The sequence below is a fragment of the Qipengyuania algicola genome, from assembly GCF_042492175.1.
GTDB lineage: Bacteria > Pseudomonadota > Alphaproteobacteria > Sphingomonadales > Sphingomonadaceae > CAJXSN01.
In genome coordinates this window covers 89,948-104,268 of the sequence record NZ_CP170453.1, presented here as the reverse complement: position 1 = coordinate 104,268, position 14,321 = coordinate 89,948, and the positions used below count along the sequence as shown (strand labels likewise).

Below are 14,321 nucleotides of genomic sequence, written 5' to 3'. Positions count from 1 at the left end.
GGGAAGCGCTTAGCCTTCGGGATAGAAGAACCGCTCCTCGACGATCTTGTCGTTCTCGACCGTATAGATGCCGACTTCCTTCATCTGGCTGCGCTCGCCATCCATGGTGACGTCCATCCCGTAATGCACAGCGAACTGGTTGCCGGTGACAAACGGGCCCTCGGTGGTGGTGTCGTGCACCTCGGTGTTCTCGAACCACCAGGCGTGCTTCTGGAGCAGCGCTTCGCGGCCCTGACAGCGTGACATCGGGCCATCGCCCGGCTCGATGCTGACGATATCGTCGGACCAGTGGGATTGATAGCCTTCCGCATTGTCCTCGGCGACGGCCTTGGTGAATTCCTGTGCGACGGTTTCAACAGACATAATGCTCTCCTCTCAAGCGTAAGATTTTAGCCAAAGAAGGCGGCAATTTCATGACGGGGGAGATTAGCCCACATGGCGCAATTTGCGCGCAACCTGCCGTCGGAGCTCCGGCAGCGCCTCACCTTCGAACCAAGGGTTTTTGCGCATGAAGATTGTGCTGCGCCATGCCGGATGCGGCAGAGGGAGGACGCCGGGCAGGAAGTCACGGTAGGCCTGCACCCGGTCAGTGAGCGTCCACCGGCGCGTTTCGGGCAGATAATACGCCTGCGCATATGTGCCGACGAGCAGCGTCAGCCGGTCTTGCGGCAGCGATGCAAGCACGCGCTCATGCCATAATGGCGCGCATTCCGGGCGTGGCGGATTGTCGCCGCCCGATGCCTTGCCCGGATAGCAGAAGCCCATCGGCACCAGAGCAACCTGCGCCGGATCGTACATCTGCGCTTTGGTCAGGCCGGTCCATTCGCGCAGGCGATCCCCGCTGGCGTCATCCCACGGGATGCCGCTGGCGTGGACCTTCGATCCGGGAGCCTGACCGATGATCAGCAGGCGCGCGGTGGAGGAGAAGGAGACCACTGGGCGCACACCGTGGGGTAGGGCGCTGGCGCACACAGTGCAGGCTGCAATCTCCGCCTGCAGGCTCACGCGCTCTCCACCCGTTCTGCCAGTTCCAGCCAGCGTTCCTCCGCAGCGTCTTTTTCAGCGCGGGCATTCTCCAAGCCCTTCGAGATATTCGCGAATTTCTGCGGATCCTTGGTGAACAGGTCGGGGTCGGACAGGATCTGCTCGCCGCGAGTGATGGCGCTTTCCAGTTCCTCGATCCGGGCAGGCAGCAGATCGTAATCGCGCTGCTCGTTGAAGGAGAGCTTGTCTGCGCGGGGCGGCGGGGGAGGGGGCGGCGCACTGGTCTGAACAGGCTCCGATTTGCCCGCGCGCGATTTGCCGATCACCCGGGTCTGCCGCTTGCGCTCCCAATCCTCGTAACCGCCAGCGACCACATCCACCGATCCGCTGCCATCGAGGCCGAGCGTAACGGTGACGGTCTTGTCCAGAAAATCGCGATCATGGCTGACGATCAGCACGGTTCCTTCGTAATCCGCGATCACTTCCTGCAGCAAATCGAGCGTTTCCAGATCGAGATCGTTGGTCGGCTCGTCCAGCACCAGAAGATTGGACTTCGCGGCAAATTCACGGGCGAGCAGCAGGCGCGATTTCTCGCCGCCTGACAGAATACCGACCTTGGTATCGACGATTTTCGGGTCGAACAGGAAATCCTTCAAATGGGCCTGCACATGCTTGCGATTGCCCTGCACGTCGATCCAGTCGCCACCCTCGGCCAGAATATCGCGGACGGTTCTATCGGGCTCCATCATGCTGCGCTGCTGGTCGATCATCACGCCGGTCAGTTTCTTGGAGATTTCCACCGAACCACTGTCGGGCTCCAGCTCTCCGGTCAGCATCTTGAGCAAGGTCGTTTTGCCCGCGCCGTTTGATCCGACGATCCCGATCCGGTCGCCCCGCTGGATGCGGAGCGAAAACGGCTTGATGACAGCGCGCCCGTCATAGGTCTTGGCGATATCCTTCGCCACGATGACGGACTTGCTCTTGAAGTCTTCTTCCACCGTCAGCTTCAGCTTCGCCGTGCCCGATGTGTCGATCATTGCGGCGCGGGTGGCGCGCAGTTTCCAAAGCGCTTCCAACCGGCCCTGATTACGCTTGCGCCGGGCGGTCACACCGCGCTCCAGCCAGCGCGCTTCCTGTTTCAGCTTGACGTCCATCCGCTCGGCCATGCGGGCTTCTTCGGCATAGACCTGCTCTTCCCATGCCTCGTATCCGCCAAAGCCGACTTCCTTGCGCCGGACGATCCCGCGATCAAGCCACAGCGTCGCGCGGGTCAGGCGTTTCAGGAACGTCCGGTCATGACTGATGACCACAAACGCGCCGGTGTAGCGCTCCAGCCAGCCTTCCAGCCATTCGATGGCGCTCAGGTCCAGATGGTTGGTCGGTTCGTCCATCAGCAACAGATCGGGGTCCTGCGCCAGCGCGCGGGCAATGGCCGCGCGGCGACGCTCGCCGCCGCTGGCACCGGGGGCAGGCGTGGTCATGTCGATGCCGAGCTGACCGGCAATGGCTTCGACCGCGTATTCTTCCGGAGGGCTATCACCGGACAGCGCGAAATCCATCAGCGTGGCAAACCCTGTCATATCGGGGTCTTGCTCCAGCACGACGATCTGCGTGTTTGCCTTTACCTTGCGAATGCCCTGATCGGCCTCCAGCACACCCTCGATCAGGCGGAACAGCGTAGTTTTGCCTGCGCCATTGCGCCCGATTAGCGCCAGTCGGTCGCGCGGGCCGATATGCAGATCGATATTCTCACGCTCCGGCCCGCCCAACAGCCAGCGGCCGCCCTGCTGCAGGCCTAATCCTTCCCAGGAGAGTATCGGTGGTTGCGCCATGATGGGGGGCAGGTAGGGGTGGCGGCGGATGACAGCAAGCCGGTTCAGCCAGGTGTAAGCGCCAGTGGCCCAGCTTGGCTGCCATAGACACACAGGAGAACGCCCATGTTTCGCCCCACATTCCGCCCTTCGATCCGCGCTGGATTGATTGCCGCCAGCCTGCCTTTTGCCGCGATGACCAGCCCTCTGGCAGCAGCAACGGTGGAAATTACCGCCACCAATCCCGTGATCGAACTGAGCGTGTACGAGCAGGTCGAAGTGGCCCCCGATATCGTCACACTGGGTGCGGGCGTATCGACCGAAGCGCCCACAGCGGTGGAAGCCCTGCGGCGCAATTCGGCGGAGATGCGCCGCGTGGTGGACCTGATCAAGGCGCTGGGCATCGATGCGCGCGATATCCAGACGACCGGCATCAATCTCAATGCGCGCTATGACTACGACCGCAGTAGCCAAAAACAGGTGTTCCGCGGCTATCAGGCATCGAACCGGGTGAGCCTGCGGCTGCGCGAGATTGAGCGGGCAGGCGAAGTGCTCGACGCGCTCGTATCCGCGGGTGCTACCGACATTAACGGCCCCAGTTTCTCGGTCGAAGATGACACGGCTGCAAAGGACGAAGCGCGCGGCCGGGCGATGGCCAGCGCGCAGGCGCGGGCAGAGGCTTATGCACAGATGGCGGGATATTCTGGCGTTCGCATCTTGCAAATCTCCGAAACCATTCGCAACAGCGCGCCGCGCGGTGAGGCGATCATGGTGACCGCCTCGCGCATGGCCGATGCTGCCGCTCCGCCGCCGCCCATCGAGCCGGGTATGGTCGGCACAGGCGTATCGGTATCGGTAACGTATGAAATGATCGGCGCACCGGTTGTCGGCTGACAAGCCTGCCCGGCTGAACAATCCGCACCGCGCATATTCACGGCGTGTTCAATGGTTTCGTCCTAATACTGGAAGCGTAATGAAAACAGCACTTCTCTCTCTGGCCGCTGCCACGCTTGCTTTAACGGGCTTTTCTGCTCCGGCAGAGGCGCAGCAACGCAAACCGCAGGACGAGGCTCGCAAGGAAATGCGGGCCGGCAACGTGCTGTCGCTTCGAGAGATCGAGCGCCGCATCCTGCCGACCATGCGCGGGGCGGAATATCTCGGCCCGGCTTACGATTCGACGGCGGTCGCCTATCGCCTGAAATTCATCCGCAAGGGTAAGGTCACTTTCGTCGATGTGGATGCGCGCACCGGCCGGGTGCTGCGCCGCTCCAACTGAGCCGCATCCCGGTGAACCACGAAACTGCGCAGAAACCGCGTCGCGCATTGACGCAGCGCGGGCTTACGCGCCACAAGGCACGCCATATTATAGGGGGCTTTGAGCGACCATGCGCATTCTGATTGTCGAAGACGAACCCACTCTGGGCCAGCAGCTGAAAAGCACGCTGGAGCAAAACGGGTATGCTGTTGATCTGTCCACCGATGGGGAGGACGGACATTTTCTCGGCTCGACCGAGAATTACGACGCCGTGATCCTCGATCTGGGCTTGCCGGAAATCGACGGGCTGACTGTGCTGGGCATGTGGCGCAAGGAAGGCCGCGACTTTCCCGTGCTGGTCCTGACAGCGCGCGACAGCTGGTCCGACAAGGTGGCCGGTCTGGATGCAGGCGCGGACGATTATCTCGCCAAGCCGTTCCAGACCGAAGAACTGATCGCCCGTCTGCGCGCGCTCATCCGCCGTGCTTCGGGCAACACTTCCAGCGAGCTGATGGCGGGCGATGTCCGGCTGGATACTCGCAGCGGCCGTGTCACGCTGAAGGGCGAGCCGGTGAAGCTGACGGCGCAGGAGTACAAGCTGCTGAGCTATCTGATCCACCACAAGGGCAAGGTGGTCAGCCGCACCGAACTGATCGAGCATATTTACGATCAGGATTTCGACCGCGATTCGAACACGATCGAAGTGTTCGTGACGCGCATCCGCAAGAAGCTGGGCGCAGAAGTCATCACCACTATTCGCGGCCTTGGCTACAGCCTCGACGATCCTGCCGACGCGCCCAGAGCCTGATATGAATGCGCCTGATCGCATAAGCGCATCATTGGGCGCGGGCGAGGCAGGCACTGGCGATGAGCCCGGCGCGACCGGCGATGACATAGAAGAGCGCACCACACCGCATACGGGCAGTCTGGCCCGGCGGATGATGGTAATCTCCGCCGTGTGGATCAGCATACTGTTGCTGAGCGGCGGCTTTGCGCTGGACCGGACGCTGGTTGCGCTGGTGGAGCGCAATTTCGATGATCAGCTGGAATACGTGCAGACAGCGCTGATCGCGTCCTCCGAAATCGGACCGGATGGGGAAGTTCTGCTCTACCGTCCGCTTGGCGATCAACGGTTTCTTGAGCCCAATAGCGGGCTTTATTGGCAGATCAGCGGCGATGGCCATGATGATTGGCCGAGCCGTTCGCTGTGGGATCGAACCCTGCAGGTGCGCGAGCAACGCCCCGGGGACGAGGCCGAGTTCTACAATAGCAGCCAGTTCTCCGACGAACCGCTGCGTATGGTGGAGCGCAGCGTCATCCTGCCCGGCAGTGATACCAGCTGGACCTTCGCAGTCGCATCCGCGCGCGAGGAACTGGATGCGCAGATCGCCCGCATCCGCTCTATTCTCTTCTGGAGTTTCGCAGTGCTGGCCATCGGCCTGCTGATTCTCGCAGCGCTGCAAAGCTATTTCGGCCTGCGCCCCTTGCGCCGCGTGCGCGAGGCGATCCAGCGTATCCGCACCACCGGCACCAACCGGGTCACCGATCCGCTGCCCTACGAAGTTCAGCCGCTGGTGCAGGAATTGAACGCCTTGCTCGCACATTCCGAGCGGCAGGCAGAGGAAGCGCGCACCCATGCGGGCAATCTCGCCCATGCGCTGAAAACTCCGCTGACCGTAGTGAACAATGCGGCGACGGCCCACGCCGACGATCTGGCGGACACAGTCATTCGCGAGGCGCGGACAATGCGCCGCCATGTCGATCACCACCTTGCGCGGGCGAGGGCAGTGGGGCGGCGGGCCACGGGTCTGGCCCGCACATCATTGAACGACAGCGCAGCGGCGGTGCAGCGCGCGGTCGAGCGGCTTTACGCTCATGTCCGCTTCGATATCGATGGGCCGACCGATCTACTGGTTGCGATCGAGCGGCAGGATCTCGATGAAATCCTTGGGAATCTGATCGAAAACGCAGCCAAGTATGGCGGCGGGAGTGTGTTCGTGACGCTCGATGCGGAAAGCGATGGCAGCGGCACCGATCCGTGCGTGATCTGGGTCGAGGATGACGGAATGGGCATTCCCGAAGAGGAGCGCATCCGCATTTTCGACCGGGGCGCGCGGCTGGATACGGGCAAACCCGGCACCGGTCTCGGTCTCGCGATCGTGCGGGATGTGGCAGAGATCTACGGCGGCACTGTCACTCTCGGCGAAAGCGAGGACCTTGGCGGGCTGCTGGTCCGGCTGGTTCTGCCACGGGCGGAGCAGCTTCGACCGGACTAGATTTGGTCGGTAACAGCCGCGTGGCCTGTTCCACCTCTTCCAGCCCTTTCCAAAATGCGTCAGTCGATCTGGAGTTCTTCGCTGGAGCACCGGTCAAGAGCCAACAGGCCAATCTGGAATTCAAACAAAAAAAGGGGCCCCGTGAGGGACCCCTTTTAAAAATTCAAAGGCGTCAGCCGATTAGTTGCTGATCGGCTCGTCGTCGCCGCCGGCACCAATGGCAATCGCCAGAGCCAGAACACCGAACAGTGCGAGGATCGCACCAGCCTTGCCACCAGCTTCGCTTTCGCCGCTGATCGGAGCAGAACGATCAGCTACCGTGGCCTGTGCCGCGATCGGGGCGACCGCGAGGGTGCCAGCGGCGAGGACTGCAGTGAGCTTACCAAATTTCATTCTTTTGTCTCCGTATGTCTAAATCTGCATATCCTGATATGGCGCGGCCTTCGCACTTGCAACAGAAAATGGGGCGAGGCGGGGTGAAATGTGGCGATTCAGCGGCGATGCGCGATGATTTGCGGCGTTTTTGCCACATAGCGGGGCAGTCCGGCGCCTCATTTGGACCGCGCCTGTTCGTGATGCCGAATCACTTCGTCGATAATGAAGCGCAGAAATTTCTCCGAAAATTCGGGGTCGAGATGCGCTTCCTCGGCCAGCGCGCGCAATCTCTGGACCTGTCGCTTCTCGCGATCCGGATCGGCTGGCGGAAGCGCTGCTTTCGCTTTGTAGTCGCCCACAGCCTGTGTGATTCGGAACCGTTCCGCGAGCATATGGATAAGGGCCGCGTCGATATTATCGATCGAACGGCGATACGTCACAAGGACTGTGTCCTCATCCGTAGGCAGCGGGGCGGGTGCATCGTGATTGCTCATATCCCTCTTAGCTAGCAGCAATTCGTTCCTTGCCAAGCGCGCGGGCACGCCGCATGAACATTGCCACGATGAGCGCAGACATCCTGACTTTCCCCAAGGGGCCCGAAGCTCCGCAGCCGTCTCTCGACCCCATGCTGGCGCTCACGGCGTCGGGCATGAATGCGGTGAATTCGGTCATTCTGGACCGGATGCAGAGCGAGATTCCGCTCATACCTCGCCTTGCCGGGCATTTGATTGCGGGCGGCGGGAAGCGTCTGCGCCCGATGCTCACGCTCTCCGGGGCAGAGCTTGTCGGGTATCAGGGCACGCGTCACTACAAATTGGCCGCTGCCGTCGAGTTCATTCACACGGCGACTTTGCTGCATGACGATGTGGTCGATGGCAGCGAGCTGCGGCGCGGGAAGGCTGCGGCCAATATCATCTTCGGCAACCCCGCCACCGTGCTGGTTGGCGATTTCCTTTTCAGCCGCTCGTTCGAGCTGATGACCGAGGACGGAAGCCTGAAGGTTCTGAAGATTCTGTCGTCCGCCAGTGCCGTGATTGCGGAAGGGGAAGTCGCCCAGCTATCCGCCCAGCGCCGGATTGCCACGAGCGAGGCGAAGTATCTCCACATCATCGGCGCGAAAACCGCCGCTCTTTTCGCCGCTGCCAGCCGGATATCGGCCGTCGTCGCCGAATGCGACGAGGCGCAGGAACAGGCGCTCGACGATTATGGACGCAATCTGGGCGTGGCCTTTCAGCTGATCGACGATGCGCTGGATTACGATGCGGATGCCGCACAGATGGGCAAGGATCGCGGGGATGATTTCCGCGAGGGCAAGATGACCCTGCCGGTGATCCTGGCTTATGCGCGGGGCGATGCGGAGGAACGCAAGTTCTGGGAAGCGGCGATTGGCGGCCACCGGACGTCGGATGCCGATCTGGATCATGCGATCGAGCTGATTGGCCGCCATGGCGCGGTCGAGGCGACGCGCGAGCGGGCGCGCCACTTTGCCCAGCAGGCCGCCGACAGCCTGTCGATCTTTCCCGATGGAGAGGCCCGCGCGGCTATGGTCGAGGCCGCCCAGTTCGCAGTCTCGCGGGGCTATTGATTCCGGACGACGGTTTGAGAGAGGAGGGTGCTGTGAGCCAGCTTCCTGTCCACGCTGTTCTTCCCGATCTGCTCGATGCGATGCGGTCCGGCAATGGCGCGGTGCTCGTCGCTCCGCCGGGAGCGGGCAAGACCACGGCAATCGCGCCTGCGCTGCTCAGTGAAGAATGGTGCGGGCGCGAGATATTGCTCCTTAGTCCGCGCAGGGTGGCAGCCCGTGCGGCAGCCGAGCGTATGGCGCAGAATGCCGGAGAGAGTGTCGGAAAAACAGTCGGTTATACGACACGCCTCGACACAAAGCGAAGCTCTGCCACCCGCGTCACGGTGCTTACCGAGGCGATTTTCGTCAACCGGATTGCCGATGATCCGGAGCTGAAAGGTGTCAGCGCGGTGCTGTTCGATGAAGCGCATGAGCGCAACCTCGACAGCGATCTGGGGCTGGCTTTGGCAATCGAGACCCAGCAAATTCTCCGTCCCGATCTGCGCATTCTGGTCATGTCGGCGACAATTGACGGGGCGCGGTTTGCCCGGCTTCTGGGCGAAGAGACGCCGGTACTGGAAAGCGAGGGGCGCAGCTTTCCTCTGGAAATCGAATGGCTTGGCGCGGATCCTTCGCAGCGCATTGAAGACGCCATGACGTCAGCCATCCGCACGGCGTGGGCGGATACCGGGGGCGATATACTGGCGTTCCTGCCCGGTTTGCGGGAGATCGCGCGGGTGCAGGAACGGCTCGAGGCGGTGTTCATCGATACGCCGATCCTCCCCTTGCACGGACAGGTGGAACCGGCGGCGCAGCGTCATGCCATCCAGCGCGACCCGCAGGGCCGCCGCCGGATTGTGCTTGCGAGCGCCATTGCCGAGACTTCGCTGACGCTCGACGGTGTCTCGGTCGTGGTCGATAGCGGCTTGTCGCGGCAGGCTTTTTTCGATCCCGTAGGCGGTGCGACGCGGCTGGAAACTGTCTGTGCCAGCCAGGCATCGGCGGACCAGCGGGCGGGGCGCGCTGCGCGGCAGGGTCCGGGGATCGCCTATCGCCTGTGGAACGAGGCGGGCCATGCGGGGCGGCCAGCTTACTCGCCGCCCGATATCGAGACCGCCGATGTGGCACCCCTGCTGCTGACGCTGGCCAATTGGGGTGCGGGCGATCCATCTGCTCTGCCCTGGCTCGATCCGCCGCCGCTGGCTTCGCTTGCCTCCGCGCGGGATCGCTTGGCGAAACTGGGCGCGCTGGATGATGCCGGGCGCATCACGCCTGCCGGGAAAGACCTTGCCAAACTCCCGCTCGATCCGGCATCGGCTGCGGCTGTGCTGGCGGGCGCGCGGGCAGGGCAGGCGGTGGAGGCGGCCAAGCTGGTCCTGTTGCAGCAGGAACGCGGCCTCGGCGGACGAAGCGAGGATCTGTGGCGGCGATTGAGCGCGTGGAATGCCGATCGCGGAAAGCGGGCGCAGGCCACGCGGCAACTGGCCCAGAGATGGGCGAAAGCAGCGGAGCGTCTGGCGACGGCACGTGAGGCGGAGCATCGCAGTCCGGCTTTGTTCCTCGCAGCCGCCCGGCCCGATTTCATCGCGCGCCGACGCAATGCTTCGGGTGAGGAATGGCTCTCGGCGGGCGGGCGTGGCTATCGGCTGGATCCGGTGTCGCCGTTGGCCCGCGCGGAGTGGATCGTGATCGGCGATGCACAGGGCCATGCACAGGGCGCTCGTATAACCTCGGGCATCGAACTGGATGCGCAGGAGCTGGAAGCGCATCTTGGGCATTTGATCGAAGAGAAACGATCAGTCCGTTGGAATACCAAGGAAAAGCGTATCGAGGCGCGGCGCGAAGCGCGGCTTGGCGCGATCGTGATGAAAAGCGGATCGGACGAAGCACCGGACCCCGATGCGGTTGCCGCCTGTCTGCTCGAGGCAGCGCGCGAGAACATCGCGGCAATCGTCCCGGCCGAACTTCTGGCGCGGGGAAAATATGTCGGAATTCCAGAGCTTTCCGTGGAGCATCTGAAAAAGACTGTTGATCTTTGGCTGGCTCCGCTGCTGCTCGGAAAACGCAATCTCGATCTGTCCGGACGGGCGGTGACGGATGCAGTGCTGGGTCAGCTCGATTGGGACACGCAGAGCAAGCTCAAAACGCTAGCCCCGCAGCAATTCACCTCCGCCGCAGGCACGAGCCACGCGATCGACTACACCGGCGATGATGCTCCTGCGGTGGAAGTGCGCGTGCAGGCGATGTTTGGGGTGGACCGCCATCCGATGATCGGCTCCACCCCGCTATTGCTCAAGCTGACCAGCCCAGCAGGCCGCCCGGTGCAAGCGACCCGCGACCTGCCCGCCTTCTGGCGCGGCAGCTGGGCCGATGTGCGCAAGGATATGAAAGGCCGATACCCGAAACATCGCTGGCCCGACGAACCATGGGCGGAAAAGCCGAGCCTGAAGACGAAGAACGCCTTTTCAAAGGGGCAGGGCTGAATTAGAGGCGGACGGCACGCATCGCGGGCCGCAAGCGCGACCGCGCGCCCGAGCTGATGCGAGGAAGCCAAGGCGGGCGGAGGCCCGCCGCCCGGCGATTGAGGGACCAGACAAAAAATGGCCGCAAGAATTTACCAACGACCGAAATCCGCGATGCAGTCCGGCAAGGCGCGCATTGATGAGTGGGTGCTCGAATTCGAGCAGAGCGAGGCGCGCCAGGCGGATCCGCTGATGGGCTGGACCGGCAGCGGCGATACGCAGGCGCAGGTGGTTCTGTCGTTCGAAAGCAAGGATGCGGCGAAGGCGTATGCCGAAAAGCACGGGATTGCCGCCCGCGTGCACGCGACGCCGCCCAAATCGCTTAAGCTGCAGGCCTACGCCGATAATTTCCGATAGAGCTGCGCGCCGACTATTCGCTCATTTCTTCTTGAAACATGTACTGCTGTTCCATTCTAATGGAATTGCCCTGCCACTGCGACAATCCGGCCTCGACAGCGGTGCGGCAATCGGTCGCATCATGGCCGATATCGTCGGCCATATAGAGCACTTCACTGGCATCTGGCCGGGTGAACCTGATGTCGTCGCACTCGCCATCATTGGCGTATTCGCCGTCGTCATCGCCGTAATTGATGTCAGCCGGATCGGTCAGCGGGGCGAACAGCGGGGAGAGGGTTACCCGTCCCTGCATGAACAGCGCGCGGCAATCGCTAGCATCGCGGCCGATATTGTCGGTCAGCAACCCCGCGCCCATTTTGCGCCCTTCGAAACGCGGATCGTCACAATCGCCATCATCGGCATACAAGCCCGAATCATCACCGAAATCGATGATTACCCGGTTGCTTTGCGCGGTCAGCGGAATGGTCCCGATGGTGAGGCATATGATTGAAAGAGCTGCGGAAATTTTGCGCATTGCGACCCCTCGATTGTTGCGTGGTTCTTAGGGTGCGCGTCATGTCTTGCCAATGAACCGTCATCGCCCCATATGGGCCACGGGAGTCGGGTGGACGTTTGCGTTCGCTCACCGGGTCAGGTCCGGAAGGAAGCAGCCCAGGTGAATTGCGGCGGGTCGCTCGGCTCCTTTTTCTATACAATTCGGTACCGGCCCGCGCCCCCTCCCAGCCACCCGATAGGGTAGCAGGGCATGATCGGGTGGCTGGGAGGGGGCGTGGGCCCCTGCCGGTAAAGCGATCCTCGCTCGGCTCCTTTTTATCCTCAGATCGCGAATCCTTGGCTCTGCCAGCATGACATTGGGCGGCAGGCAGCCTACCTATGAATGCATGGGTGATTCACCGGACAATTCCGACACGCCTCCTTGGGGCGAGCCTGACGAGGACGATAAGCCGACGGCTGCGGAGCTGGAGGCTGCGGGGCAGGATTCGATGTTTGGCGGGCCGGTGGATGAGCCGGTGGCTGGCACTTCTGCCGAAACCGCCAAACCTGCGGCCATCGAGCCGCAAGCAGCGGCCCGCGAAAAGAGCAACACGCCCTATCGCGTTCTCGCGCGCAAATACCGCCCGCAAACTTTCAGCGAGCTGATCGGGCAGGATCCGATGGTCCGCACGCTGGCCAATGCGATCGAGCGGGACCGGCTGGCGCACGCCTTCCTGATGACCGGTGTGCGCGGGGTCGGGAAGACCTCCACTGCACGGCTCATCGCCAAGGCGCTGAATTGCATCGGTCCGGACGGGCAGGGCGGGCCAACAATCGAGTCTTGCGGCGTGTGCGAGCCCTGCGTCGCCATCGCCGAGGGGCGACATATCGACGTGATCGAGATGGATGCTGCCAGCCACACCGGCGTGGACGATGTGCGCGAGATTATCGAGGCGGTGCGTTATGCCGCCGTCAGCGCGCGTTACAAGATCTACATCATCGACGAAGTCCACATGCTTTCGCGCAATGCGTTCAACGCGCTGCTCAAGACGTTGGAAGAGCCGCCGGCGCATGTGAAATTTCTGTTCGCCACCACCGAAGCGGAGAAACTGCCGGTCACCGTGCTAAGCCGGACCCAGCGGTTCGATTTGCGGCGCATTCCAGCCGATTTGCTGGCCAAGCATTTTGCCTATGTCTGCGCGCAGGAAGGTGTGGGGGCAGAGGACGAGGCTATCGCGATGATCGCCGCTGCTGCCGAAGGGTCCGCCCGTGACGGGCTCTCCATCCTCGACCAGGCGATTGCCCATGCCGATATGGGCGATGGCGGGAAGGTTCTGGCGGCGCGCGTCCGCGACATGCTGGGGCTGGCCGATAAAGGCGCTCAGCGGCGCCTGCTGGACACGATGCTGCAGGGCGATGCCAAAGGGCTGATTTCCGCAATCGACGATCAATATGCGCTGGGCGTGGAGCCGCTGGCGCTGATGCGCTCGCTTATGGGGCTGGTGCACCGCATCACTCTGGCGCAGCTGGCCGACGGGGAACCCGATGCGCCGAGCGCTGAGGAACGCGCGGCACTGGCCGAATGGTCGAAGCGCCTTTCACCGGGCCAGCTTCACCGGCTGTGGCAATTGCTCCTGAAGGGGTATGACGAGGTGAAAGCCGCGCCCGATCCGCTCGTCAGCGCGCAAATGGCACTGCTGCGAGTGCTGCATGCCTCGGATATGCCTGACCCCGGCACGCTGGCGCGCAAGCTGGAGGAGGCTGCGAAAGCGGCGCCTTCTGCCGCGATGGCGACGACACCGTCTGGCGAGGCGGGGCAGGGTGCTCCTGCTGCTTCGCAGTCCGCACTGCCCGATTTCGGCACTCTGGCGGAGCGGGCCGAGCATAAGGGCTATGCACTCGCGGCCAGCATCATGCGCCTGCAAGTGCGGGTGATTGAAATGACCGACGGGAAGCTGGTGTTCACCCGCGCCCCGCATTTCACTGACGATATCTCGCCCGAACTGCGCGAGGCTTTGTTGGCCGCAACAGGCAAGCGCTGGCAGGTGGAAGAGCGCCCCGGTGCCGACGCGCCGCCCAGCCTGCATGAGCGGCTGGAGGCGGAACAACGCGCCGCGCAGGAGCGTATCAAAAACGATCCGATGGTGGTGGCTGCTTTTGCTGCCTTCCCCGATGCACAGATACTCGAGGAGCCCGACGCTCCGCCCAAAGCACAATCCAATTGGAGCCAATGATATGCAATCCATGGAAGAAATGATCGCCGCCGCCCAGAAGGCCGCCGAATCGATCCAGAACCAGATGAACGACGTGCAGGCCAAACTCGACTCCATCGAAGTCGAGGGTGTGTCCGGCGGCGGCCTCGTCAAAATCCGCTGCACCGCGAAAGGCCGCATCCTGTCGGTGAACATCGACGAAAGCCTGATGAAGCCGGAAGAAAAGCAGATGGTGGAAGACCTCGTCACCGCCGCGTTCAACGATGCACGCGGCAAGGCGGACCGGGTTTCCAACGAGGAAATGCAAAAGGCACAGCAAGGCATGGGCCTGCCTCCCGGCATGAACCTGCCCGGCATGGGCTAAGCCCACTCTACCCGGTTGCGGCGTCCACTATCCTCGGCCGCGCACAGTGTTGCGGGGCGGAGTGAGGCTCCCCATATCTGCGGTAACAAAGCGCGAGGCCGCGTCCGGCAGCGCGCGCAATAGCGA

At 62.8% G+C, this 14,321-nt stretch carries 15 protein-coding genes and 1 other RNA gene; 10 read left to right on the top strand and 6 right to left on the bottom strand.

The features are described from left to right. Positions 1–9: 9 nt before the first annotated feature. From ACFCW2_RS00535 to ACFCW2_RS00525, 3 genes are all read right to left on the bottom strand, one after another. Positions 10–363, bottom strand: coding sequence for a SnoaL-like domain-containing protein (locus ACFCW2_RS00535; RefSeq protein ID WP_379547367.1), 354 nt, complete (start codon positions 361–363; stop codon positions 10–12). 63 nt (positions 364–426) lie between these two features. Beyond that, a complete protein-coding gene (locus tag ACFCW2_RS00530; protein ID WP_379547366.1) occupies positions 427–1,005 on the bottom strand; it encodes a uracil-DNA glycosylase family protein in 579 nt (192 codons plus the stop codon). Further along, positions 1,002–2,816 carry an ABC-F family ATP-binding cassette domain-containing protein gene (locus tag ACFCW2_RS00525; RefSeq protein ID WP_379547365.1) on the bottom strand — a complete coding sequence of 605 codons (1,815 nt, stop codon included), beginning with the start codon at positions 2,814–2,816 and terminating at the stop codon, positions 1,002–1,004. The genes ACFCW2_RS00530 and ACFCW2_RS00525 overlap by 4 nt, the downstream gene beginning before the upstream one ends. 105 nt (positions 2,817–2,921) lie before the next feature. Here ACFCW2_RS00525 and ACFCW2_RS00520 point away from each other — a divergent pair, with 105 nt between their 5' ends. The 4 genes from ACFCW2_RS00520 to ACFCW2_RS00505 all read left to right on the top strand — a co-directional run bounded on the left by ACFCW2_RS00520 (position 2,922) and on the right by ACFCW2_RS00505 (position 6,326). Continuing rightward, entirely contained in the window at positions 2,922–3,689 is a 768-nt protein-coding gene (locus tag ACFCW2_RS00520) for an SIMPL domain-containing protein (protein WP_379547364.1), read from the top strand. A 79-nt stretch (positions 3,690–3,768) separates the two neighbouring features. Continuing rightward, complete coding sequence (locus tag ACFCW2_RS00515; RefSeq protein WP_379547363.1) at positions 3,769–4,071, top strand: hypothetical protein; 303 nt, start codon at positions 3,769–3,771, stop codon at positions 4,069–4,071. A gap of 109 nt (positions 4,072–4,180) precedes the next feature. After that, positions 4,181–4,858, top strand: coding sequence for a response regulator transcription factor (locus ACFCW2_RS00510; RefSeq protein ID WP_379547361.1), 678 nt, complete (start codon positions 4,181–4,183; stop codon positions 4,856–4,858). Between the two features lies 1 nt (position 4,859). Next, complete coding sequence (locus ACFCW2_RS00505; RefSeq protein ID WP_379547359.1) at positions 4,860–6,326, top strand: sensor histidine kinase; 1,467 nt, start codon at positions 4,860–4,862, stop codon at positions 6,324–6,326. 180 nt (positions 6,327–6,506) lie between these two features. Here ACFCW2_RS00505 and ACFCW2_RS00500 read toward each other — a convergent pair whose 3' ends face one another. Together ACFCW2_RS00500 and ACFCW2_RS00495 are read right to left on the bottom strand one after the other, a co-directional pair. Further along, positions 6,507–6,719, bottom strand: coding sequence for a hypothetical protein (locus tag ACFCW2_RS00500; protein ID WP_379547358.1), 213 nt, complete (start codon positions 6,717–6,719; stop codon positions 6,507–6,509). Positions 6,720–6,877: 158 nt separating this feature from the next. Beyond that, on the bottom strand, positions 6,878–7,195 hold the full coding sequence (locus ACFCW2_RS00495; RefSeq protein WP_379547357.1) for a chorismate mutase: 318 nt from the start codon (positions 7,193–7,195) through the stop codon (positions 6,878–6,880). A 68-nt stretch (positions 7,196–7,263) separates the two neighbouring features. Between ACFCW2_RS00495 and ACFCW2_RS00490 the strand changes: the two genes are divergently transcribed. From ACFCW2_RS00490 to ACFCW2_RS00480, 3 genes are all read left to right on the top strand, one after another. Beyond that, positions 7,264–8,286, top strand: coding sequence for a polyprenyl synthetase family protein (locus tag ACFCW2_RS00490; protein WP_379548898.1), 1,023 nt, complete (start codon positions 7,264–7,266; stop codon positions 8,284–8,286). Between the two features lie 32 nt (positions 8,287–8,318). Beyond that, positions 8,319–10,748 (top strand): ATP-dependent helicase HrpB, encoded by a 2,430-nt coding sequence (gene hrpB / locus ACFCW2_RS00485; RefSeq protein ID WP_379547356.1) that lies wholly within the window; start codon positions 8,319–8,321, stop codon positions 10,746–10,748. A 117-nt stretch (positions 10,749–10,865) separates the two neighbouring features. Then, a complete protein-coding gene (locus ACFCW2_RS00480; RefSeq protein WP_379547355.1) occupies positions 10,866–11,144 on the top strand; it encodes an ETC complex I subunit in 279 nt (92 codons plus the stop codon). A gap of 13 nt (positions 11,145–11,157) precedes the next feature. Here the strand turns inward: ACFCW2_RS00480 and ACFCW2_RS00475 are convergent, their stop codons facing one another. Beyond that, positions 11,158–11,658 (bottom strand): hypothetical protein, encoded by a 501-nt coding sequence (locus tag ACFCW2_RS00475; protein ID WP_379547354.1) that lies wholly within the window; start codon positions 11,656–11,658, stop codon positions 11,158–11,160. Between the two features lie 79 nt (positions 11,659–11,737). On the opposite strand from ACFCW2_RS00475, the gene ffs reads away from it, so the two are divergent. The 3 genes from ffs to ACFCW2_RS00460 all read left to right on the top strand — a co-directional run bounded on the left by ffs (position 11,738) and on the right by ACFCW2_RS00460 (position 14,195). After that, an RNA gene (gene ffs / locus ACFCW2_RS00470) (signal recognition particle sRNA small type) lies at positions 11,738–11,832 on the top strand. A 193-nt stretch (positions 11,833–12,025) separates the two neighbouring features. Next, on the top strand, positions 12,026–13,852 hold the full coding sequence (locus ACFCW2_RS00465; RefSeq protein ID WP_379547353.1) for a DNA polymerase III subunit gamma/tau: 1,827 nt from the start codon (positions 12,026–12,028) through the stop codon (positions 13,850–13,852). Between the two features lies 1 nt (position 13,853). Further along, positions 13,854–14,195: a YbaB/EbfC family nucleoid-associated protein gene (locus ACFCW2_RS00460; RefSeq protein WP_379547352.1), complete on the top strand. Its 342-nt coding sequence runs from the start codon at positions 13,854–13,856 to the stop codon at positions 14,193–14,195. Positions 14,196–14,321 lie beyond the last annotated feature (126 nt).